At 65.2% G+C, this 17,320-nt stretch carries 23 protein-coding genes; 12 read left to right on the forward strand and 11 right to left on the reverse strand.

Annotated elements, in window-relative coordinates; translation table 11 throughout:
- The first annotated feature begins 25 nt into the window (after window positions 1-25).
- Together ACEN9P_RS02605 and ACEN9P_RS02610 are read left to right on the forward strand one after the other, a co-directional pair.
- Window positions 26-421, forward strand: a complete 396-nt coding sequence (locus ACEN9P_RS02605; RefSeq protein ID WP_495620996.1) for a universal stress protein — start codon at window positions 26-28, stop codon at window positions 419-421.
- Window positions 396-992: a universal stress protein gene (locus ACEN9P_RS02610; RefSeq protein WP_495620997.1), complete on the forward strand. Its 597-nt coding sequence runs from the start codon at window positions 396-398 to the stop codon at window positions 990-992. Before ACEN9P_RS02605 ends, ACEN9P_RS02610 begins: the two co-directional genes overlap by 26 nt.
- 87 nt (window positions 993-1,079) lie before the next feature.
- Here ACEN9P_RS02610 and ACEN9P_RS02615 read toward each other — a convergent pair whose 3' ends face one another.
- The 3 genes from ACEN9P_RS02615 to ACEN9P_RS02625 are packed head-to-tail and all read right to left on the reverse strand — an operon-like array spanning window position 1,080 to window position 2,252.
- The gene (locus tag ACEN9P_RS02615) at window positions 1,080-1,430 is read right to left on the reverse strand and encodes a DUF2200 domain-containing protein (protein WP_495620998.1); all 351 of its coding nucleotides are present in this window, start codon (window positions 1,428-1,430) and stop codon (window positions 1,080-1,082) included.
- Between the two features lie 2 nt (window positions 1,431-1,432).
- Window positions 1,433-1,807 carry an ArsR/SmtB family transcription factor gene (locus tag ACEN9P_RS02620; protein WP_495620999.1) on the reverse strand — a complete coding sequence of 125 codons (375 nt, stop codon included), beginning with the start codon at window positions 1,805-1,807 and terminating at the stop codon, window positions 1,433-1,435.
- On the reverse strand, window positions 1,791-2,252 hold the full coding sequence (locus ACEN9P_RS02625) for an SRPBCC family protein (protein ID WP_495621000.1): 462 nt from the start codon (window positions 2,250-2,252) through the stop codon (window positions 1,791-1,793). The genes ACEN9P_RS02620 and ACEN9P_RS02625 overlap by 17 nt, the downstream gene beginning before the upstream one ends.
- 224 nt (window positions 2,253-2,476) lie before the next feature.
- Here ACEN9P_RS02625 and ACEN9P_RS02630 point away from each other — a divergent pair, with 224 nt between their 5' ends.
- From ACEN9P_RS02630 to ACEN9P_RS02640, 3 genes are all read left to right on the forward strand, one after another.
- The gene (locus ACEN9P_RS02630) at window positions 2,477-2,695 is read left to right on the forward strand and encodes a hypothetical protein (protein WP_074577239.1); all 219 of its coding nucleotides are present in this window, start codon (window positions 2,477-2,479) and stop codon (window positions 2,693-2,695) included.
- A 7-nt stretch (window positions 2,696-2,702) separates the two neighbouring features.
- Complete coding sequence (locus tag ACEN9P_RS02635) at window positions 2,703-3,590, forward strand: peptidoglycan DD-metalloendopeptidase family protein (protein WP_495621001.1); 888 nt, start codon at window positions 2,703-2,705, stop codon at window positions 3,588-3,590.
- 137 nt (window positions 3,591-3,727) lie between these two features.
- A complete protein-coding gene (locus ACEN9P_RS02640; protein ID WP_477663489.1) occupies window positions 3,728-4,240 on the forward strand; it encodes a hypothetical protein in 513 nt (170 codons plus the stop codon).
- 72 nt (window positions 4,241-4,312) lie between these two features.
- On the opposite strand, the gene ACEN9P_RS02645 is transcribed toward ACEN9P_RS02640, so the two are convergent.
- From ACEN9P_RS02645 to ACEN9P_RS02655, 3 genes are all read right to left on the reverse strand, one after another.
- On the reverse strand, window positions 4,313-4,969 hold the full coding sequence (locus ACEN9P_RS02645; protein WP_495621002.1) for a hypothetical protein: 657 nt from the start codon (window positions 4,967-4,969) through the stop codon (window positions 4,313-4,315).
- A 240-nt stretch (window positions 4,970-5,209) separates the two neighbouring features.
- Window positions 5,210-5,770 (reverse strand): DUF2242 domain-containing protein, encoded by a 561-nt coding sequence (locus ACEN9P_RS02650; RefSeq protein ID WP_477663538.1) that lies wholly within the window; start codon window positions 5,768-5,770, stop codon window positions 5,210-5,212.
- 85 nt (window positions 5,771-5,855) lie between these two features.
- On the reverse strand, window positions 5,856-6,236 hold the full coding sequence (locus ACEN9P_RS02655) for an RcnB family protein (protein WP_495621003.1): 381 nt from the start codon (window positions 6,234-6,236) through the stop codon (window positions 5,856-5,858).
- 183 nt (window positions 6,237-6,419) lie between these two features.
- Here ACEN9P_RS02655 and trxC point away from each other — a divergent pair, with 183 nt between their 5' ends.
- Both trxC and ACEN9P_RS02665 read left to right on the forward strand, forming a co-directional pair.
- Window positions 6,420-6,857 (forward strand): thioredoxin TrxC, encoded by a 438-nt coding sequence (gene trxC / locus ACEN9P_RS02660; RefSeq protein WP_495621004.1) that lies wholly within the window; start codon window positions 6,420-6,422, stop codon window positions 6,855-6,857.
- Between the two features lie 55 nt (window positions 6,858-6,912).
- A complete protein-coding gene (locus ACEN9P_RS02665; RefSeq protein ID WP_495621005.1) occupies window positions 6,913-8,253 on the forward strand; it encodes a TAXI family TRAP transporter solute-binding subunit in 1,341 nt (446 codons plus the stop codon).
- A gap of 13 nt (window positions 8,254-8,266) precedes the next feature.
- Here ACEN9P_RS02665 and ACEN9P_RS02670 read toward each other — a convergent pair whose 3' ends face one another.
- A complete protein-coding gene (locus tag ACEN9P_RS02670; protein WP_495621006.1) occupies window positions 8,267-9,073 on the reverse strand; it encodes an oxygen-binding di-iron domain-containing protein in 807 nt (268 codons plus the stop codon).
- 134 nt (window positions 9,074-9,207) lie between these two features.
- On the opposite strand from ACEN9P_RS02670, the gene ACEN9P_RS02675 reads away from it, so the two are divergent.
- The gene (locus ACEN9P_RS02675) at window positions 9,208-9,876 is read left to right on the forward strand and encodes a GDSL-type esterase/lipase family protein (protein WP_495621007.1); all 669 of its coding nucleotides are present in this window, start codon (window positions 9,208-9,210) and stop codon (window positions 9,874-9,876) included.
- A gap of 715 nt (window positions 9,877-10,591) precedes the next feature.
- Here ACEN9P_RS02675 and ACEN9P_RS02680 read toward each other — a convergent pair.
- The 3 genes from ACEN9P_RS02680 to ylqF all read right to left on the reverse strand — a co-directional run bounded on the left by ACEN9P_RS02680 (window position 10,592) and on the right by ylqF (window position 13,104).
- On the reverse strand, window positions 10,592-11,206 hold the full coding sequence (locus ACEN9P_RS02680; RefSeq protein ID WP_495621008.1) for a hypothetical protein: 615 nt from the start codon (window positions 11,204-11,206) through the stop codon (window positions 10,592-10,594).
- Window positions 11,207-11,452: 246 nt separating this feature from the next.
- The gene (locus ACEN9P_RS02685) at window positions 11,453-11,983 is read right to left on the reverse strand and encodes a hemerythrin domain-containing protein (protein WP_495622128.1); all 531 of its coding nucleotides are present in this window, start codon (window positions 11,981-11,983) and stop codon (window positions 11,453-11,455) included.
- A 152-nt stretch (window positions 11,984-12,135) separates the two neighbouring features.
- Window positions 12,136-13,104, reverse strand: a complete 969-nt coding sequence (gene ylqF / locus ACEN9P_RS02690; RefSeq protein WP_495621009.1) for a ribosome biogenesis GTPase YlqF — start codon at window positions 13,102-13,104, stop codon at window positions 12,136-12,138.
- A gap of 343 nt (window positions 13,105-13,447) precedes the next feature.
- Here ylqF and ACEN9P_RS02695 point away from each other — a divergent pair, with 343 nt between their 5' ends.
- Window positions 13,448-14,113, forward strand: a complete 666-nt coding sequence (locus tag ACEN9P_RS02695; RefSeq protein WP_477663499.1) for a response regulator transcription factor — start codon at window positions 13,448-13,450, stop codon at window positions 14,111-14,113.
- Complete coding sequence (locus ACEN9P_RS02700; RefSeq protein ID WP_477663500.1) at window positions 14,110-15,546, forward strand: ATP-binding protein; 1,437 nt, start codon at window positions 14,110-14,112, stop codon at window positions 15,544-15,546. Before ACEN9P_RS02695 ends, ACEN9P_RS02700 begins: the two co-directional genes overlap by 4 nt.
- Window positions 15,547-15,708: 162 nt before the next feature.
- Here the strand turns inward: ACEN9P_RS02700 and ACEN9P_RS02705 are convergent, their stop codons facing one another.
- A complete protein-coding gene (locus tag ACEN9P_RS02705; RefSeq protein WP_495621010.1) occupies window positions 15,709-16,563 on the reverse strand; it encodes a MipA/OmpV family protein in 855 nt (284 codons plus the stop codon).
- 229 nt (window positions 16,564-16,792) lie between these two features.
- Between ACEN9P_RS02705 and ACEN9P_RS02710 the strand changes: the two genes are divergently transcribed.
- Window positions 16,793-17,068, forward strand: coding sequence for a hypothetical protein (locus ACEN9P_RS02710; RefSeq protein WP_495621011.1), 276 nt, complete (start codon window positions 16,793-16,795; stop codon window positions 17,066-17,068).
- Between the two features lie 21 nt (window positions 17,069-17,089).
- Window positions 17,090-17,296 (forward strand): oxidoreductase-like domain-containing protein, encoded by a 207-nt coding sequence (locus ACEN9P_RS02715; RefSeq protein ID WP_495621012.1) that lies wholly within the window; start codon window positions 17,090-17,092, stop codon window positions 17,294-17,296.
- The last annotated feature ends 24 nt before the right edge of the window (window positions 17,297-17,320 follow it).

Here is a 17,320-nt window from a genome sequence, read left to right on the forward strand (position 1 = left end):
TCTCAAAAAAGAAAGGAGTTCCCCCATGTCCCCTCGTTTCATTCTCGCCGTCACCGACTTCTCGCATCAGGGAACCCATGCGATGGACCGGGCGGCGCTGCTGAGCGCCGAGCACGGCGCCGTGCTCACCCTGGCCTACCTGGGCCATCCCAAAGAAACGCCAGCGGCCGATGCGGCAAACCGGCTTGAGCAGCACGCACGGCAGCTTGCGCAGGTGCACGGCATCAAGGTGCGTGCCGTGAGCCGCCTTTCCCACACCGTCCAGGAGCTTTTGCCCGAGGCCAGCGCTGCCGACCTGGTGGTGTGGAGCGCCGCGCGGGTGCGCAGCCTGCGGGCCTTCTTCCTGGGCCAGCCCGTCGATGAACTGCTGCGCAGCGCCCAGCGCCCAGCGCCCGGTGCTGCTGGCGCGCCGCTGCGCTGAGCATCCTTACCGCAAGCTGCTTGTCGCGGTCGATTTCTCGCCAGCCTCCCGTTCCCTGGTGGACGTGGGCTGCGCAATCAGCAAGACAGCGCCGGTCGAACTCTTCCACGCGATCAACACGATCAACGAACGCAAGTTGAGGCAGGCCGAAGTTTCGGAGCGCGACATCAGGGTCTACCGCGAGCAGTGCCTGGGCTACGCACGGGACCGGATGGTGTGGCTCACCGACTCCTACGACGCGCGACGCAACCGCGTGCGGTCGGCCATCGGGCGCGGAGACCCTTCGTTGCAGGCTCTGGTGCAACAGCAGCGCAGCGGCTCGGATTTGATCGTTGTGGGCAAGCACCCGGCCTCTGCTTTCTCCGACCTGATGTTCGAGAGCGTCTCAGCCCGGATCGTGAGCTTCTCGGCCGGCGATGACGCGCGCAGCGATGTGTTGATCGTGCCGCACGGCTGGCAACCCGCGCTGGGCACATCGGCGGCCGGGCAAGCCGGCGTGCGACGGATCCGGGCCGGCGCACCGAAGGCCCCTGCCGGGCCCAACCCGGCGGCGCTGCAAGCCGGTGCCTGACGGCCCGGTGAGGCGGCAAACATCCTGCCGCCACCAGGTCGGCGTACCGATTCGAGCGCTCCTGCGGTGGCTGGTGTGGGGCCGGCCCTAGGCCCGCAGGATTTTTTCCATCGCTTTTCCTTTGGCAAGCTCGTCCACCAGCTTGTCCAGGTAGCGTATTTTTTGCATCAACGGGTCCGCGACTTCTTCGACACGGACGCCGCAGACCACGCCCTTGATCAGCGAGGCATTCGGGTGCATGGCGGGGGCCTGGGCAAAAAAGGTTTCGAAATCGTTTTGCTGGTCAAGCTGCCGGCGCAAGCCGTTTTTGTCATAGCCCGTCAGCCAGCAAATGATTTGATCGACTTCTTCTTTGCTGCGGCCTTTGCGTTCCGCCTTCTGGACATAGAGCGGATACACCTTGGCAAACGCCATCTTGAAAATCTTGTGCGCGGGCATGGTCATGTCTCCTCGGCTTCCAGCGACGCTTTCAACCTGCCCAGCGCCTGGTCCCATTGCTGGGCAATCAGGTCCAGCGAGCGGCGGGCTTCGTCGAGCTGCTGCGGGTCGAACTGCCACAGCCGCTCGCGCCCCACTTTCACATGGTGTACCAGACCCGCGTCGGCCAGCACATGCAGGTGTTTGGTCACGGCCTGGCGCGTGATGTCGGTGGTGGCGGTCAGCTGCGAAATCGAGACCGCGCCGCCCACACAGAGCACGGCGACCAGGCGCAAACGGGTTTCATCACCCAGGGCGGCGAACACGCCCGCGGGGCCGGGCTGTGGCGAGGGCGGTGTTTCGGCGGGCCTGGAACTGCTTTTAGGACGAGCTGACATATTTCTCGATGTTAGCCATCTGGCCTTGCCAGCCGCCGTCGTTCATGCGGAAGGCCTGGTCGCGGCGCGCCACGGGGATCTTGTCAAAGCCGGATTCAACCACGCGGAGCAAGGTGCCGTCGCCCACCGCCTTGAGGGTGAATTCCACAAGGGTTGTGGGCTCTTTGGAATAGTCGACAGCCGGGTCGACCGCATAGGGGTGCCAGCGGTAGGAAAAAAGTGTTTCAGGCTCCACACGTTCAATGAACACATCGAACAGCACATGTTCATAGCCCGCGATGGTGATGTGGCCCTGCACCTGCTGGCCGGCGGTAAAACTCTTGCCCTTGAGCGCCACGCCGAACCAGCTGCCGAATTCCTCGGCATTGGTAAGCGCCTTCCAGACCCTGGAGGGCGCGGCCTTGATGTGGACGCTGCGTTCGATGCGGTCGGTGGATGAAGTCATATGCAATCTCCTGGTTGCGTTTATTCTGCACTGGGAAATCCGTTTATGCAACATATTGGTTGCGTGATTTTGTCCCCAATTGCAAGCAATTGCAGCCGCCGTGGCGCAAAGTGGTTGTTCGCCTACAAGAGCCTGGGGAAATCGCTGCTCAAATCAAAGCGTACGGGCTTGTTTTGTGTTTGTGACCGCCCGCTTTCCCAAACCCACCCATCCAGGAGACAGCCATGCCCCAGTTCGCCATGATTACCGGTGACGTGACCTACACACCGGGTGACGGTGCACCGATTGAAATCCCGCGTGTGCGCATTGAAGTCGCGCTGGAACCCGACAGCGCCACCCTGAGCTGGGACGCCGGCGACGGCGTGGCCGCGGTGACGGCGATCCCGCGCATCCAGTTCGACGACTATGTGCGCGAGGGAAAAATCACCATGACGCCGCAATAATGGCGCCATGCATTTCCCCTCTTCACCGATCACGATTCCTTCACACCTGAGCCGCCGCGCCGTGCTGCTGGCCGCCGCGGCCGGCTGTGCCCGGCCCGCCTCCTTGCTGGCCCAGGCGGCACCCTCACCCGACGGCCCCTGGCCGCGCGCCTCGCAGGTGCCTGGCGGCGTGGCATGGCTGCCGCTGGGCCCGGCCGCGCAGCGGCCCCTGGCTTTTGCGGGTGAGCTGCCTTTGCTGGTGCTGGGCGATGCGGCCGGATGGACGGCGCTGCTAGGCATAGCGCTTTCGGCCGCGCCCGGCGAAGCCAGCATCACGGTGCAGGCCGCCGACGGCAGCCGGCGCGATATCGCTTACACCATTGCGCCCAAGCGCTACAGCGAACAGCATCTCAAGGTCGAGCCGCGCACGGTGGACCTGTCACCCGAAGATTTGGCGCGCTACGAGCGCGAACGCGCGCACCAGGAGGCCGTGATGGCCACCTTCAGCGAGCCGCTGCCGCAAGGCCCGCTGCGCATGCGGGTGCCGGTGCCAGGGCGGCGCTCCAGCTCCTTCGGCCTGCGCCGCGTGTTCAACGGCCAGCCGCGCAACCCGCACAGCGGCATGGACATCGCGGCCGCCACCGGCACGCCGGTGCTGGCGCCGCTGCCGGCCCGGGTGATAGACACGGGTGACTATTTTTTTAACGGCAATACGGTGTGGCTGGACCATGGCGGGGGCTTGCTGTGCATGATGTGCCACCTGAGCGCGATTGACGTGAAGCCGGGGGACACCCTCAAAACCGGTGAGCGGCTTGGCGCGGTGGGGGCGACTGGCCGGGTGACCGGGCCGCATCTGCATTGGGGTGTGATGCTGAACCGTGCCATGGTTGATCCGGCCTTGTTTTTGCCGGCCTGAGCGCCAGGTCCCTCGCCCAGAGGGAGAGGGGGAGAGGGAGTCATTCTGGATACCCCTCTCTAACCAACTAGGTCGCCCTCACTAGCCAAACCCGGCAAGATAAACCCATCGTTAAAGCCCTAAACAAGGAAAACACCATGAGCGCCAAAAACCTCTCCACCGTTGCCAACGACCTGATCGAGTCCTACGGCAATACCGCCCTCAACGTCATCCAGGCCTACCGCGCCGGCGGTGAGCGTGTGGTCAGCCTGCTGGAGCAGCGCTGGAACCAGGCCCTGAAACAATCGCGTACCGAACTGACGGCTGAAACGGCGAAGAACGCTTCGGCCGCGCAGGCCGCCTTCAGCGCCTACTACACCAAAGGCTTGCTGCTGACGACCAGCGGCGCCGAACAAGTCGTGAGCCAGCTTGTGAAAGTGGCCGAAGCCGGTGTGGAACGCGCCGCCGCCAACGCCAGCCTGTTTGAAGAAAAAACCGGCGTGACCACGCTGAACACCCTGGCCCAGGCCACCGCACCTGGCGCGCTGGCTTTGAGCAAGCTGGCTGCACAGATCGAACAAAAGAGCGCCGAACTGGTGGGCAAGATTGCCGGCGATAGCAAGCCCTCTGCCAAGCGCAGCTCGGCTTTCCGCCGCGCCAAGGCAGCCTGATCACTTTCCGCACTTCCATCAAAAAAGGCCAGCGCATGCGCTGGCCTTTTTTCTTCTTGCGGCTTCGAGAATTTAACCGCGCGGGTTGATCAGCCGCTCGACTTCATCGCGCAGGGCACCCAGCTGGGCACGCAGGTCGCGGCGTTCCTGCGGGGTCACCACACCGTCGGAACGGTAGGCGGCTTCGCGGTTTTCAATCGCCTGCTCGCGCGCCTGCAAGCGACCGGCTTCGCGCAGGCTCAGGCGGTGGCTGCGCACGCCTTCGTCAATGCGCTGGCGGATGTTGAACTCCTGGCTGTCGATGGCGCCCAGCCTGTCGGCCGGGTAAGCGACGGCCACGGTACGGTTGTTGGCAATGGCGCGCTCAACTTCGGCACTGAGCTGGGCCATGTCGGCGCGCAGCTGCTGGCGCTCCTGCGGCGTGACGCGGCCGTCGGCCTTGTAGGCAGCTTCACGGTTCTGTATCTCGCTGTCGCGGCGGTACAGCACACGTGCTTCCGAGGGCGTGATACGGCCGGACTGCAAGCCCTCGCGTATGCGCTCGCTGACGGCCTGCTGCGCCCTGTCTATGCCCGGCGTCTGCGGAGCCGGCGCATAGACCACCTGGGGTGGGTAAGAAGGCGCAGAAGAGCCGTAAGGGCCTTGCGGCTGCGCCATGGCCGGCGCGGCGGCCAGGCCTGCGGCCAGCGCGGTGGCCAGAAGTGATGCGGTCAAGAGTTTCGATGTCATGGGGTCTCCTTTGCTCGATGAATGAACCGGCAAGCCCTGAGGAGGAAACTTGCTTTCCGAAGCACCGGCCCGGAGGGGCTTTTGGTGCTTCAGTGCTTTCATCGTGGAGGCCCAAGGTCAAGGCCGTGTAATGCGCAGGTAGGGCGGATGTAATGAAGCCGGGGTTTTACTTCTTGTTTACCTCGCCGCAAGCCGGGGTATCAGGATGTAGCAGCGCTTACAGGTCGCGCGACATATCGCCTACTGGCTCAGCGGCAAATCATCGACCGTCGCCAGGTAGCGGCTGACCAGCTCAAAAAAGCTGTCGTAAAACGCGTCCGATGAAATCGTGACGCTGCCGACTTTGACCATGGACTCGTTGCTCGACGAGAAAGGCAGGGACACCGAACCTATGGCGCCCACGCCCAGGCTGGCGGAGTTGTTGCTCTTTTTGAGCTGGTAGCTGTCCTGCAGCGCGGTGACAAAACCCAGGCTGATCTTGCCGTCGGCGCTTTCGGGTGCGCAGACCACGCGTATCACCATCTGCAGATGCGCCTCGGCCTCGGGCTGGAAGCTCTTCTGGCCCTCGACCAGGTCGGCCCTGGCGGTGTTGATGATGTAGCCCTGGCTCAACAGCGCGCGGCGCGCGGCCTCGCAGGTCTGCTCGGGCCTGGCGTCGAAGAGGCGCGAATAGGTGGCGGTGGAGCCGAACTTTTCCTGCAGCGGGAAGGACTTGACGGTGCTGACGCAGGCCGTGAGCAGGCAGGCAAGGCCCAGCACCCCCACAAGCAGGGCTGCACGCGGAAAAGCCTGGCGATGCATCTGTGGCGGTTTCAAATTCAGTACGCTCCTTGCAACTTGAAACAGGGCCGGACGCCGGCCCCTCCTGCTTTAGTTTAGCGGCCTGTCACTGGCCCAGGTAGATCTGGAAAATGATCCCGGTGTTATTGGCAACCAGCACATAGTCGCCGCCGGTTTGCACCCAGTGGTAGCCGGGTGGCGGCGCGCTCAGGCGGTGGCCGCGCCAGTCGTCCACCCAGTAGCCGCGGTCGCGGTACTGCACGGGCAGGCGGCCGCCGCGGTAGAAATTATGGGCGGGGCCCGCGCCGCGCCCGCCGGCCTGCGCGTGCGGCGGCGGGCCGTGGCGATGGTGCTTGTCGGCCTTGTGGTGGCCATGCCCGCGCCCGCCTTTGTTGCCGTGGTCGTCGCCATGGTCTTTGGCCATCGCAAGCCCGCCGAAGGCGAGGGACGCCGCAGCCAGTGCGGCCATCAAGGTTTTGTTGATCATGGCAATCTTTCGTGGTGAAGAGTTTCGATTGTTCTCCCGCGAAAAGCCGGCGCGCGTAGGCGAAGCACCCGTCTTGAGGCACAGCTTCCCAGCCTTTACCCGCGGTTGGCCATGGTTTTTCCAGGGTGCGGGCCAGCACGCGCGACGCTTGAAATGCCCTACGCCCATCCCCAATTGCAGAAAATGCCCGACCCACTCCACATCGTCTGTCCCCATTGCCACACCACCAACCGCGTGCGCGAGGACCAGTTGGCCAGCGACCCGAACTGCGGCAGCTGCAAAAAAGCGCTGTTTGTGGCCCATTCAGCCGCGCTCGACGAAGCGGCTTTTGACAAACACATCAGCCGCAACCAGATCCCGGTGCTGATCGATTTCTGGGCGCCCTGGTGCGGGCCCTGCCGGCAGATGGCGCCGGCCTACGAACAGGCCGCCGCGCAGCTGGAGCCGCAGGTGCGCCTGGCCAAGGTCGACACCGAGGCCGTGCCCAATCTTGGCGCGCGCTTTAACATCCGCAGCATTCCCACACTGGCGCTGTTCCAGAACGGCCGCGAGGTGGCGCGCCAGGCGGGCGCGATGGGAGCGGCGGATATTGTGCGATGGGTCAAGGCGAATCTGCGTTAGGCCTGGGCTCGCCCTTCGTCCTTGCGGCGTGCAGTCTGTTGGTTAGACTGCAGCCATGCTGATCATCCCTTCGCTGAGCCGCAAACAGACCTTTTTGATCGCCGTGGCCATCGTCGCCGGGCTCGCGGTCATCCTCTCGATGTTCTCGCGCTCGCTGCTGCCCGCACCGCCGCGGCAGGTGCAGATGACGACGGGCGCGGTGGAGGGCGCGGCGCACCAGTTCGCGCTCAAGTACCAAAGCTATTTAAATGCCAACGGCGTGACGCTGGAGCTCATGCCCTCGACAGGCGCGGTGCAAAACCTGGAGCGCCTCAACGCGGGCACGCCTGTGGGTTTTGTGCAGGGCGGGCTGGGCCTGCTGCAGCTGGATTCGCAGGAGCCGGAGTCGAGCACGCCGCTGCGTTCGCTGGGCGTGGTGGGTTACGAGCCGGTCTGGATGTTCGCTTCGCCAGCCTTGGCCAAAACATTGAGCAAGGGCCTGGGCCCGCTGGCGGGTAAAAAGATCGCCATCGGCGTGGAAGGCAGCGGCACACGCAAGGTATCACTCGAGTTGCTGCAAACCTACGGCGTCACGCCGGCCAATGCCTCGCTGGGCACGGGCGGCGGGGTGGCCGCGGCCAAGGCGCTGCTGGCGCGCGAGATCGACGCGCTTTTCCTGATAGGCGCGCCGCAAACACCGGCAGTGCAGATGCTGCTGGGCAAACAGGATGAGGCCCACCTGGTGTCGATTGAGCATGCCGAGGGCCTCACGCGGCGCCTGCCCTATCTGTCGCTGGTCACGCTCAAGGCCGGCTCGGTGAACCCGGCGCAGGACCGCCCACGCCAGGACATCACCTTGCTGACGACCACGGCCAACCTGGTGATCCACAAGGACCTGCACCCGGCCCTGGCCTATCTGCTGCTGGAAGCCGCGCGCGAGGTGCACCGGGGCCCCACGCTGCTGAACAAGCCGGGCGAGTTCCCGAACCCGCGGGCCACGGAGTTTCCGCTGGCCGACGAGGCGGCGCGTTATTACAAGGACGGCCGGCCGTTTTTGCAGCGCTACCTGCCCTACTGGGCGGCGAACGCCTTGCAGCGCCTGCTGCTGGTGCTGCTGCCACTGGTGGCGATCGCGATCCCGGTGTTTCGCGTTGTGCCCAGGCTGTTTGAGTTCAAGGAAAAGAACCGCCTCTACCGCCGCTACGGCGCGCTGCTGGAGATGGAGCGCGACCTCACCTCACGCCGGCTCAATGCCGCGGAGATCGCCGAGGCCACCGCCAGGCTGGACAAGATAGAACACGATGTGAGCCACATGAAGTTCGCGCTGGATTTCTCGGACCGGGTCTATACGCTGCGCCAGCATGTGGACTATGTGCGCCGCCAGCTGCAGGCCCATGGCGAACCTCCGCCGGCGTAGCGGCAGGCTTTTTTTAGGCCGTGCTCACCGCGCGGTCCGGCACCGGGATGGCGGTGGTCGGCAACTGGTAATGCCTGTCGTCAAACAGGTCTATGCCGCACATCAGCGATTCGGCCCAATCGAAGAACTGGCCTATGGCCGGCCCCTCCAGCGGCGCGCCGTGCTGCGGCACCAGCATGCGGATGTCGAGCTGGCGCGCCATGCGCACCCACAGGCGCAGCACCTTGTTGGACACCATGTAGCGGCGGTGAAAACCCTCCATCAGGCGCAAATGCTCCTTGAGGTCACTCACCGGTACCTGGGCGTCCCGGCCCGAAGTCATGGAAACGCCCAGGTCGCCCGTGAAAAGAATGCGGCTGACGGGGTCGTAGAAATGGAAGTTGCCTTCGGAATGCAGGAAGTGGGCGGGCAGCAGCCACAGCTCGTTGCGGCCCAGCGGCAATCGCCCCCCGCCGTCGGCCACGCCGATCACGCGCTGGTCGGTCTTGCCGACCTTGGTGAAATGCGGCACAAAGCGCTCCCACACGCGCGAGATCACCAGTTGCGCCGGCGTGGAGGTCAGCCACCGGTCCAGCGAGGCAATGATGTCGGGGTCGGCATGCGAGGCGATGATGTAGGACAGCTTTTGCGGGCTGAAGTGGCGCGACATGCCGAGGAAAAGCTCATTGAAGGCCAGGTTGCCGCCCGGGTCTATCACGGCGCCGGTGCCGTTGTCCACGATGAGGAACTGGTTGGCCTGCACGGCCTGGTTGTCCTCTTCGACGAGGTCGGTGAACATCAGGCAGGCGTGGCGGCTGTCGCGGTAGAGTTCAATGGGCATGGGATAGAAAGAGAAAGGCCGGCGCAGCGCCGCGTTGGGAAAACCCCGGACTTTAAAAGGCCTGGGCGTGTGCGCGCTTGATGCAGGTCAAGCGCTGGCAGAATCCGCGTATCACCGCCGCACCAGGGAAGTTCATGCCCACTCCTCACCCCTCCTCTTTCATGCTTCAACGCCGGCTGCTGCTGGCCGGCACGGCCTCGGCGCTCGCGCTGGCGGCCGGCTGCTCCAAAAAAGCCAAACCGCAAGGCAAGACCCTGCCCAAGGAAGCCGTGCTGCTGTGCCTGGGCGATTCCTTGACCTTTGGCTACGGCGCCGCGGTGGGCACCGGTTACCCGCAGCAGCTCGAACAGCTGACCGGCTACGTGACCAAGAACGCGGGCGTCAACGGCGACACGGCCGAGGGCGCGCTGGCGCGCCTGCCCGGCTTGCTACAGGAGAACGCGCCCGGCCTGGTGTTGATATCGATAGGCGGCAATGATTTCCTGCGTGGCCTGCCGCTGGAGCGCACGCGCGCCGCGCTCAAAAGCCTGGTACAGACGGCGGCCGCCGGCGCCCAGGTGGTGCTGATCGCCCAGCCCAAACCGGCGTTCATCGCAGCCGCCACGAATTCGCTGAGCGACCATGAGGTGTATGCCGAGGTGGCAAAGGAAACCGGCACGCCGCTGTACAGCGGCGGCTGGTCCTATGTGCTGTCGCGCAGCGAGCTGCGGTCGGACCAGATCCATGCGAATGCCGAGGGGTATAAGGTTTTTGCCGAACGCTTGGCGGCTTGGCTTAGGGAAATGAAGTTTTTGGCCTCTTAAGGCCGGGGTGGAGGCCGGGTCTTGCTCCGGCTGAGTGCGCTCTTCCTCCTCTTTCCTCTTTCCTCTTTCCTCTTTCCTCTTTCCTCTGCTGAGAGCTGCTGGCCGGGGGTTGCCCGGCGGCAACTCACTTTCTTTTGCTTCGCCAAAAGAAAGTAAGCAAAGAAAAGGCGACCCTGGTGTCTGCGTCCCCTACGCTGCGCTACGGGGCAACCTGCGGTGCTCGGTTCAGGCGGGGTCTCGCTAAACTCGCTTCGCTCAAACAACGCGATCCCTGATCCGCCTGAACCTCCGCTCCTCGGCGCATACACAAGGGGTGGGAGAAAAATACCAATACCTAAAACCACAAGGACACGCCATGGCGTGTCCTTGTTTATATTGATTTTTTCTTTGGTCTTTGTCTTCTGTCCCCGCTCCCGATTGCCCCGTCCTGGCTGGGCCGAGGAGCGCAGAGACAAGCGGATAAGGGCTGGCGTTGTTTGAGCGGAGTGAAACGCAGCGAGTTTAGCCAGACCCCGCTTGGCTCGAGCACCGCAGGTTGCCCGTAGCGAAGCGTAGGGACCCAGACTGCGGGTCGCCTTTTCTTTGGTGACTTTCTTTTGGCGAAGCAAAAGAAAGTTACTGGCCGCCGGGCCACTCCCGGCCAGCTGAACTAAGAAGAGGGCAAGAGGGAAGAGCGCGCAAGGCCGGCGCAAGACCCAGCCTCTTCTACCGGCGCCTAGCCGCGCCCTCGGCGATCACCCCGCATCATCCGCTCCACCTGGTCGCGCAAAGCGGCTACCTCATTGCGCAGTTGGCGGCGTTCCTGTTTGGTCACCACGCCGTCGGACTTGAAATTGGCTTCGTGGCGCTCAATCATGCGTTCACGGCCGTGCAGCCTGCGCGCCTCGCGCTCGCTGATGCGACCGGTGCGCACGCCTTCGTCAATGCGCTGGCTGATGTTGAGCTGGCTGTTGTCCACGCCGGGAGTGTTTGGGTTGTGGCCCGGCTGGCCGACGACCACGTTGTTGGCGATCTTGCGCTCGACTTCGGCTTTCAGGCCTTCCAGGTCGGCCCGCAGTTGCTGGCGCTCCTGGGGCGTGGCATTGCCGTCGGACTTGTAACGGCTCTCGCGCATGGAAATGTCGCGGTCGCGCGCGTACAGCTCCTGCGCCTCGGACGGTGTGATGCGGCCGGCCTGCATGCCTTGCTGGATGCGCGCGCTGATGGCCTGCTGGGTGTTGTCAATACCCGGTGTGTTGGTGCTTTGCGCCATGGCCACGGTCGGGGCCATGCCCAGGCCGGCCAGCAAGGCGCTCGCCAATAAAGAGGCGTTCAACAGTTTTGATGTCATGGGGTTCTCCTGCTTTCTGGTGGAATGGCCAGCAACCCTGAGGGCTGCTTGCGGTGGCCGAAGTGCCATCCCAGGGTCGGGCAAGCGGCTCCCGGAGCTGCTCTGCTGAAGCGCTGCCTTTCAAGGGCTGTTATGCGATCCAGTGCACAAAGTGTTCACCCGCGCAGGGGCGCGCCGTGTAAGGCAATCGAACATTTAACCGGTACGGATGTCGCGTCCGCGAGCGCGGACAGGCGCCGGACGGCCTCAGGCCTCACCCAGCCCTATGGGCGCCGGTGCCTCCATGACGATGCGCGAGAAGAGCCGGTCATACACCGGATCCACCCCATGCCGGCCGCCGAGCGGGTCGCGGTTTTCCAGGAAGGCCGCGTCCAGTTCCTTCCAGTCGGCCTCACTGAGCACCTTTTCCGCTTCCGGCAGGATGACCGATTCTTCCAGACGCATGTGTTCCAGGTAGAAGTCCACATACCGTTTGCAATGCAGCTCAAAGTCTGCTTTGCGCGGCTCGCCCAGCAGTTCCCAGGCGAGCAGCAGGTGTTGCAGTTCACGCACGGCCTTCTCGCCGTTCATGTGGTCGCGCTCGAGCCGCTCCACAACAGGCATGACTCTAGGCGCCAGGCGGACCACGCGCGGAAACAGCAGGTTCGATTCTTTGGGGTGGTGCAGGCGCTCGGGGAACTCGTCGATGTAAAACAGCATGGCCCGCAGCACGTCAAAAAACTTCTGCGCATGGTCGCCCGGGCCGCGCGCCACCATCATGGGCATGGAACGCAGCATGGCGGAAAGGGAGGCGTGCTCATCGAGGATGATTTGCACGCAGGCATGTTTGTGAATGGCGGCCTCCGGTGGGTGATTACCGCCAAGCATGCCTGCCGGCACCGCCGCCGGCCTTGACGAAGATCAAGCCCGGCGCATGCCGCCGGTGAATCTCAGGATTCGCCGGGCTCGCGGTTTTTGTCGGGCCGCGGGATTTTCTTGAACTTGATGAGCCGGTTGGTCTCTATCTTGTCTTTTTTCACTTGCCGCTCGGCGTCCAGCAGGCGGCCCGCCGCCAGCCATTCGGCGAACTCGGCGGGCGTCTCCAGCGTGATGCGGCCCAGGGTGGCGGCGCGGAATTCGTGGATCACGATTTCGGCGGCTTTTTGCAGGTTGACGCGGCCCTTGGCCAGCACCGCGCCGCGCTTGCGGCCTATCGCCTCCAGCAGTTGCTCGTCGGTGATGCCGGGCGCCACTTCCACTTTGTAACGCGCCTCCAGCAGGCCGGGGTAGTGCTTGATCAGGTAGTCGAGCAGCTCCAGCCCAACCTCTTCCTCGTCAAAGGCGTTGCGGCCTATGGCACCGCTGGCGGCGAGGTTGTAGCCGCTTTTGGCGACGATGATGCGCGGCCACAGCATGCCGGGCGTGTCCCACAAATAAAAGCCGTCGGCCAGCACCAGGCGCTGCTCGACCTTGGTGATGCCGGCCTCGTCGCCGGTCTTGGTGGCGCGCTTGCCGGTCAGGGTGTTGATGAGTGTGGACTTGCCGACGTTGGGAATGCCGCAAATCAGCACGCGCATGGGCTTGACCATGCTGCCGCGCGTGGGCGCGAGCGCGTGGCAGGCGTCGATGAGGCGGCGCGCGGGCGTGGTTTCGCTGGCGTCGAGCTCGATGGCGCGGGTGTTGGGCAGGTTGTTGTAGTGCTCCAGCCACAGCGGCGTGCGCGCGGGGTCGGCCAGGTCGCGCTTGTTGAGCACCTTGAGCGCGGGCTTGCCACTGGTGAGTTCGGCCAGCATGGGATTGGCGCTGGAGCCGGGCAGGCGCGCGTCCAGCAGCTCAATGACCACATCAATTTCCTTGATGCGCTCTTGAATGGCTTTTTTGGTCAGATGCATGTGACCGGGAAACCACTGGATGGCCATCGGGAATCTCTCTTTTTGTTTGCTTGTTTGCGGGTTCAGGGCCAGGGGCCTCCAGGCCCCTGCAATCCCCCAATTGTCGCCGCTGCGGCCCCGGAGGCCGCCGTGCCGCAAAATAGGCGGCCCCCACCCCTCCATTTAAAAATCAGTGGGGGCCGCGGGACTGGCTTTGCCAGATCGCAGGCGCCGTCCCCTCGAGGGGGGAACAGGCTACACGCAGTGAGCCTGGACGGGGGTGCTTGTTAATAACTGCTTAATCAGCTCCCGGCACGATAGCTGCTTGGGACAAGCGGGCCAGGGGCAACCAGGCCAGCCACAACAACAGCGACCGAAAGAGGCTATTCCTGTGCACCTGCTGCTGGTAGAAGATGACACCATGCTGGCCGAAGCGGTGTGCGACGCCGCGCGCCAGATCGCCTGGACGGTGGACCATGTGGGCGACGCCCCCTCCGCCCGGCTGGCGCTGGCCGACCATGTGTATGAGGCCGTGCTGCTGGACCTGGGGCTGCCCGGCGATTCGGGGCTGACGGTGCTGCGGGCCCTGCGCGGGCGCTACGACGTGACGCCGGTGCTGATCCTGACGGCGCGCGGCCAGCTCAGCGAGCGCATCCAGGGGCTGGATGCGGGCGCCGACGATTACCTCGTGAAACCCTTCCAGGTCGACGAACTCTGGGCGCGGGTGCGCGCCGTGATGCGCCGCAGCCAGGGCAAGGTGGTGCCGGTGCACACCTACGGCGACATCAGCCTGGACCGCAGCAAGCGCGCAGTGACGCGTGCCGGCGTGCGCGTGGCCCTGAGCGCGCATGAATACCGCACGCTGCTGGCGCTGCTGGAGCGGCCCGGCCATGTGGTCACGCGCGACCACCTGGAGGACGTGGTCTACGGCAACACCACGGCAATCGAGAGCAACACCATCGCGGTGTTCATCCACCAGCTGCGGCGCAAGCTGGGCGAGCACCTGATCACCACGGTGCACGGCCAGGGTTACATGATCGGCGAGGCCAAGCCGTGAGCTGCCGGTTCGTCAGGTCGCTCAAGGGCCGCGTGCTGCTGGTGCTGGGCATCACCATCACGCTGTGCTGGGCCGGTGCGCTCACCGTGCTGGTGGTGTACACCCTGAGCGGCCAGAGCAGCCACTGGGACAGCAAGCTGCAGGCCATAGGCACCAAGATACTGCTGGCCATCCCCAGCGGCGCGAAGCTCAAGCCCTCCTTCAGCCACAGCCTGCAATTGCGCGACGACTCCATTTCGCGCGACGTCAACCTGACCTTCCAGGTGTGGACGGAGCGCAAGAACCTGATCGTGCGGGCGCCGGATTCGCCGCGTGTCCCGCTGCTGCCGTCCTTCACCGACGGTTTTACCAGCGCCACCGTCGACGGCGAGCGCTGGCGCATCTTCTCGGTGTCCGACAGCACGGGCGAGGTCAGCGTGCAGGTGGCCATGCGCCACAGCGTGATCGACCAGGAAATACGCCACAAGATCTTCGGCGCGCTGGGCTTCGTGACCGCCTTGCTGGGCGTCGCCGGCCTGCTGATGTGGTTTGCCATGGGCAAGTCGCTGCAGCCCCTGACGGCGATCCAGGCGGCGGTGCGCCGGCGGCGCAAGTTCGACCTCACGCCGCTGCCGGTGGCGCAGCTGCCCGCCGAGATCAGGCCGCTGGTCGAGTCCTTCAACCACCTGCTGGACCAGCTGGACCAGGCCATGCAGGGCGAGCGGCGTTTTATCGGCGACGCGGCCCATGAGCTGCGCACGCCCTTGTCGGCGCTGCAGGCGCAGGCCCAGGTCGCCTTGCGCGCCACCACGCTGGAGGGCAAGGACGCCGCCCTGGTCAAGCTGCTGGCCGTGGCCGAACGCAGCACGCGCCTGTCGGACCAGCTGCTGGACCTGGCGCGCATGGACGCGGGCGTGCACGCGCCGCAAAAAAGCCTGGCCGAGCTCAGCGAGCTGATCCTGCACGTGAGCCAGGAGTTCGACATGCAGGCGCAGCAGCAGCGCCGCGCCATCATCCTGGCGCTCACGCCCTGCCCTATCGAATGCGACGTGGACGAAATCGGCATCCTGCTGCGCAACCTGCTGGACAACGCACTGCGCTACACCACCGAGGGCGGGCGCGTGAAGCTCAGCTGCGGCTACCGCGAGGATGCTGAGGGGGCCGGCACGCGCCGCGTCTGCCTGGAAGTGGCCGACGACGGCCCGGGCGTGCCCGAGGCCGAGCACCAGGCTATCTTCCGGCGCTTTCACCGCGTCGCGGGCAACGGCGGGCGCGGCAGCGGCATAGGCCTGTCCCTGGTGGCCGGCATCGCGCAGTTGCACGAGGCCGCCATCGAGACCGGGACCGGCCTGGACGGCAAGGGTTTCAGCGTGCGGGTGCTGTTTCCGCTGCCCGCGGCAGGCGCGGAGCCGGCCTCAGGCGTGCAGGACGTGATGCCTGCGCAGCCAGCTTAAGCCTCGTATCCAGCTGCGCCAGACGATTTTCCGGATCAGGTAGCCCACGTCGGTGGATTCTGCGGTTTGCATGGCTCATGGCTCCTTCTGCTTGTCCGGGCCGCCAGGGATTGACATGCAGGGCCGCGGCCCGGTATGGGCCCCGCAAGGTTTCGCCGCGCCTTAGAAGCGGTAGAGGTAGCCGACACGCACACCACTCTGGCTGGAGCGGTCGACCAGCGGGCTGTCCTTGATGCTGGAACCGAGCCTGGTGGTGCTCAGGTCCAGGAACAGGCTCTGGTTCGGTGCCAGCGCATAGCCCACACGCAGCCCGGCTTCCAGGTTGACGGCCGAACCGCCCTGGTAAAAGGGCCGGCCGGCGCGCACCTCGGAGGCATTCACGCCGTAGTAATAAGAGACGTATTTGTCGTCGAGCCGGGTCGCGGCCAGGCGCGGCGTGATGTCGAAGCTGCCCGCCTGGAAGCGGCGGTCCACCATCAGCCTCAACTTCGTGCCCTTGCTGTTGCCCGAGGCGTCGCCCAGCAGCTCGGCCGAGAGATTGGCGATGTCGTTGCGCCAGATGGCGGCGCCGCCCAGCCAGATGCCGTCCTTGCGCTCATCCATGCCGGCCAGGAAAGGCGAGTCCGAGGCATCGTAGCCGTCCATCGAGTAGCGCGCGCGCAGGCGGAAGGACACCGGGCCGGCCGAGGGCAGCTTCACATCCAGGCCAAGGCCGGCGACGCTGATCCATTTGTTTTCGTAGCTGAGCAGCGGGAGCAGCCGGGTCTTGTTGTCAAAGTCGCGATAGGGTTTGCGCTCCATGCCGACCCCCAGGCCCAGGCCCCAGGAGGACTCACCCTCGGCCTGCGCGGGCTGGGGCTGGGCGGCGGCCGGCTGCTGCGCCAGGGCCGCGAACAGGAACAGCGAAAACAGCGGCAGCGAGGCCTTGGCCGCTGCCGCGCCGGGGCGGGCCGGCGCCGATCTCGCGGCGGGTTTGGCGGCGGGTTTGGCGGCAGGACGCGGTGGGCGAGATGTCATCTTCAGGTTCTCCAGGTGGTTAGGCTGGAGCGGATGATGCCGACGCGAATTTAAGGACTTCTTAGGGGTATTAAGGAATCATTAAGGGCGGCCAGACCCGCCTCGCCCCTCCCCCGGGCGCGATGGAGGACAATCGGGGTATCGCGGCTGCGGGCCCACCGGAACGCAGCGACGCACACCGGGGCCGCAAGCAAGCCGCCCCGCAACCCACCCACACATCGAGCCCCCCATGCCCTTACCCGCCGCCCCTGAACAAAAACCCGTGGTTCCCGCCCGCCGCCAGGCCGCCGCCGACCTCAAGGCCAACAACGAGGTGCTGATCAAAGGCATTCTCTGCACGCTGATAGGTTTGGGCGTGCTGGTCTCGCCCTACGTCATCACCTCACCGGGCATGCAGGGCATCGTCGCCAAGTCCTCACTGGTGGGCTGGTTTGCGCTGGTGCTGGGCTGTGCCTTTATCGGCCTGTATCTGCGCCGGCGGATGGCGACGCCCGTCAAGGCCTGACACCCCGCTTCCCCCGGGCCCATGCCGGACAACACCGACCGCGACGCCGCGCTGGCGATGTTTGCTGCTTTACAGCAGCGCGCGGCCGCCGCCGGCATCACGCTGCGGCAACCACCTTCGGAGCCCGACAGCTGCTGCGGCCGCGGCTGCAACGGCTGCGTCTGGGAAGGCTGGTATGAGGCGGTGGACTACTGGCGCGAAGAGGCGCTGCTCAAGCTCGCGGACTGAGCGCAAGGCGCCAGGCCGCGGCCA

Source organism: Polaromonas sp. Polasp52, from assembly GCF_059491565.1.

What these genes read in the sequence shown, in the direction of transcription:
- ACEN9P_RS02605 (WP_495620996.1), top strand. Translation starts at nt 26, where the DNA reads ATGTCCCCTCGTTTCATTCTCGCCGTCACCGACTTCTCGCATCAGGGA.
- ACEN9P_RS02615 (WP_495620998.1), bottom strand. Translation starts at nt 1,430, where the DNA reads ATGCCCGCGCACAAGATTTTCAAGATGGCGTTTGCCAAGGTGTATCCG.
- ACEN9P_RS02620 (WP_495620999.1), bottom strand. Translation starts at nt 1,807, where the DNA reads ATGTCAGCTCGTCCTAAAAGCAGTTCCAGGCCCGCCGAAACACCGCCC.
- ACEN9P_RS02625 (WP_495621000.1), bottom strand. Translation starts at nt 2,252, where the DNA reads ATGACTTCATCCACCGACCGCATCGAACGCAGCGTCCACATCAAGGCC.
- ACEN9P_RS02630 (WP_074577239.1), top strand. Translation starts at nt 2,477, where the DNA reads ATGCCCCAGTTCGCCATGATTACCGGTGACGTGACCTACACACCGGGT.
- ACEN9P_RS02635 (WP_495621001.1), top strand. Translation starts at nt 2,703, where the DNA reads ATGCATTTCCCCTCTTCACCGATCACGATTCCTTCACACCTGAGCCGC.
- ACEN9P_RS02640 (WP_477663489.1), top strand. Translation starts at nt 3,728, where the DNA reads ATGAGCGCCAAAAACCTCTCCACCGTTGCCAACGACCTGATCGAGTCC.
- ACEN9P_RS02645 (WP_495621002.1), bottom strand. Translation starts at nt 4,969, where the DNA reads ATGACATCGAAACTCTTGACCGCATCACTTCTGGCCACCGCGCTGGCC.
- ACEN9P_RS02650 (WP_477663538.1), bottom strand. Translation starts at nt 5,770, where the DNA reads ATGCATCGCCAGGCTTTTCCGCGTGCAGCCCTGCTTGTGGGGGTGCTG.
- ACEN9P_RS02655 (WP_495621003.1), bottom strand. Translation starts at nt 6,236, where the DNA reads ATGATCAACAAAACCTTGATGGCCGCACTGGCTGCGGCGTCCCTCGCC.
- trxC (WP_495621004.1), top strand. Translation starts at nt 6,420, where the DNA reads ATGCCCGACCCACTCCACATCGTCTGTCCCCATTGCCACACCACCAAC.
- ACEN9P_RS02665 (WP_495621005.1), top strand. Translation starts at nt 6,913, where the DNA reads ATGCTGATCATCCCTTCGCTGAGCCGCAAACAGACCTTTTTGATCGCC.
- ACEN9P_RS02670 (WP_495621006.1), bottom strand. Translation starts at nt 9,073, where the DNA reads ATGCCCATTGAACTCTACCGCGACAGCCGCCACGCCTGCCTGATGTTC.
- ACEN9P_RS02675 (WP_495621007.1), top strand. Translation starts at nt 9,208, where the DNA reads ATGCCCACTCCTCACCCCTCCTCTTTCATGCTTCAACGCCGGCTGCTG.
- ACEN9P_RS02680 (WP_495621008.1), bottom strand. Translation starts at nt 11,206, where the DNA reads ATGACATCAAAACTGTTGAACGCCTCTTTATTGGCGAGCGCCTTGCTG.
- ACEN9P_RS02685 (WP_495622128.1), bottom strand. Translation starts at nt 11,983, where the DNA reads ATGCTGCGTTCCATGCCCATGATGGTGGCGCGCGGCCCGGGCGACCAT.
- ylqF (WP_495621009.1), bottom strand. Translation starts at nt 13,104, where the DNA reads ATGGCCATCCAGTGGTTTCCCGGTCACATGCATCTGACCAAAAAAGCC.
- ACEN9P_RS02705 (WP_495621010.1), bottom strand. Translation starts at nt 16,563, where the DNA reads ATGACATCTCGCCCACCGCGTCCTGCCGCCAAACCCGCCGCCAAACCC.
- ACEN9P_RS02710 (WP_495621011.1), top strand. Translation starts at nt 16,793, where the DNA reads ATGCCCTTACCCGCCGCCCCTGAACAAAAACCCGTGGTTCCCGCCCGC.
- ACEN9P_RS02715 (WP_495621012.1), top strand. Translation starts at nt 17,090, where the DNA reads ATGCCGGACAACACCGACCGCGACGCCGCGCTGGCGATGTTTGCTGCT.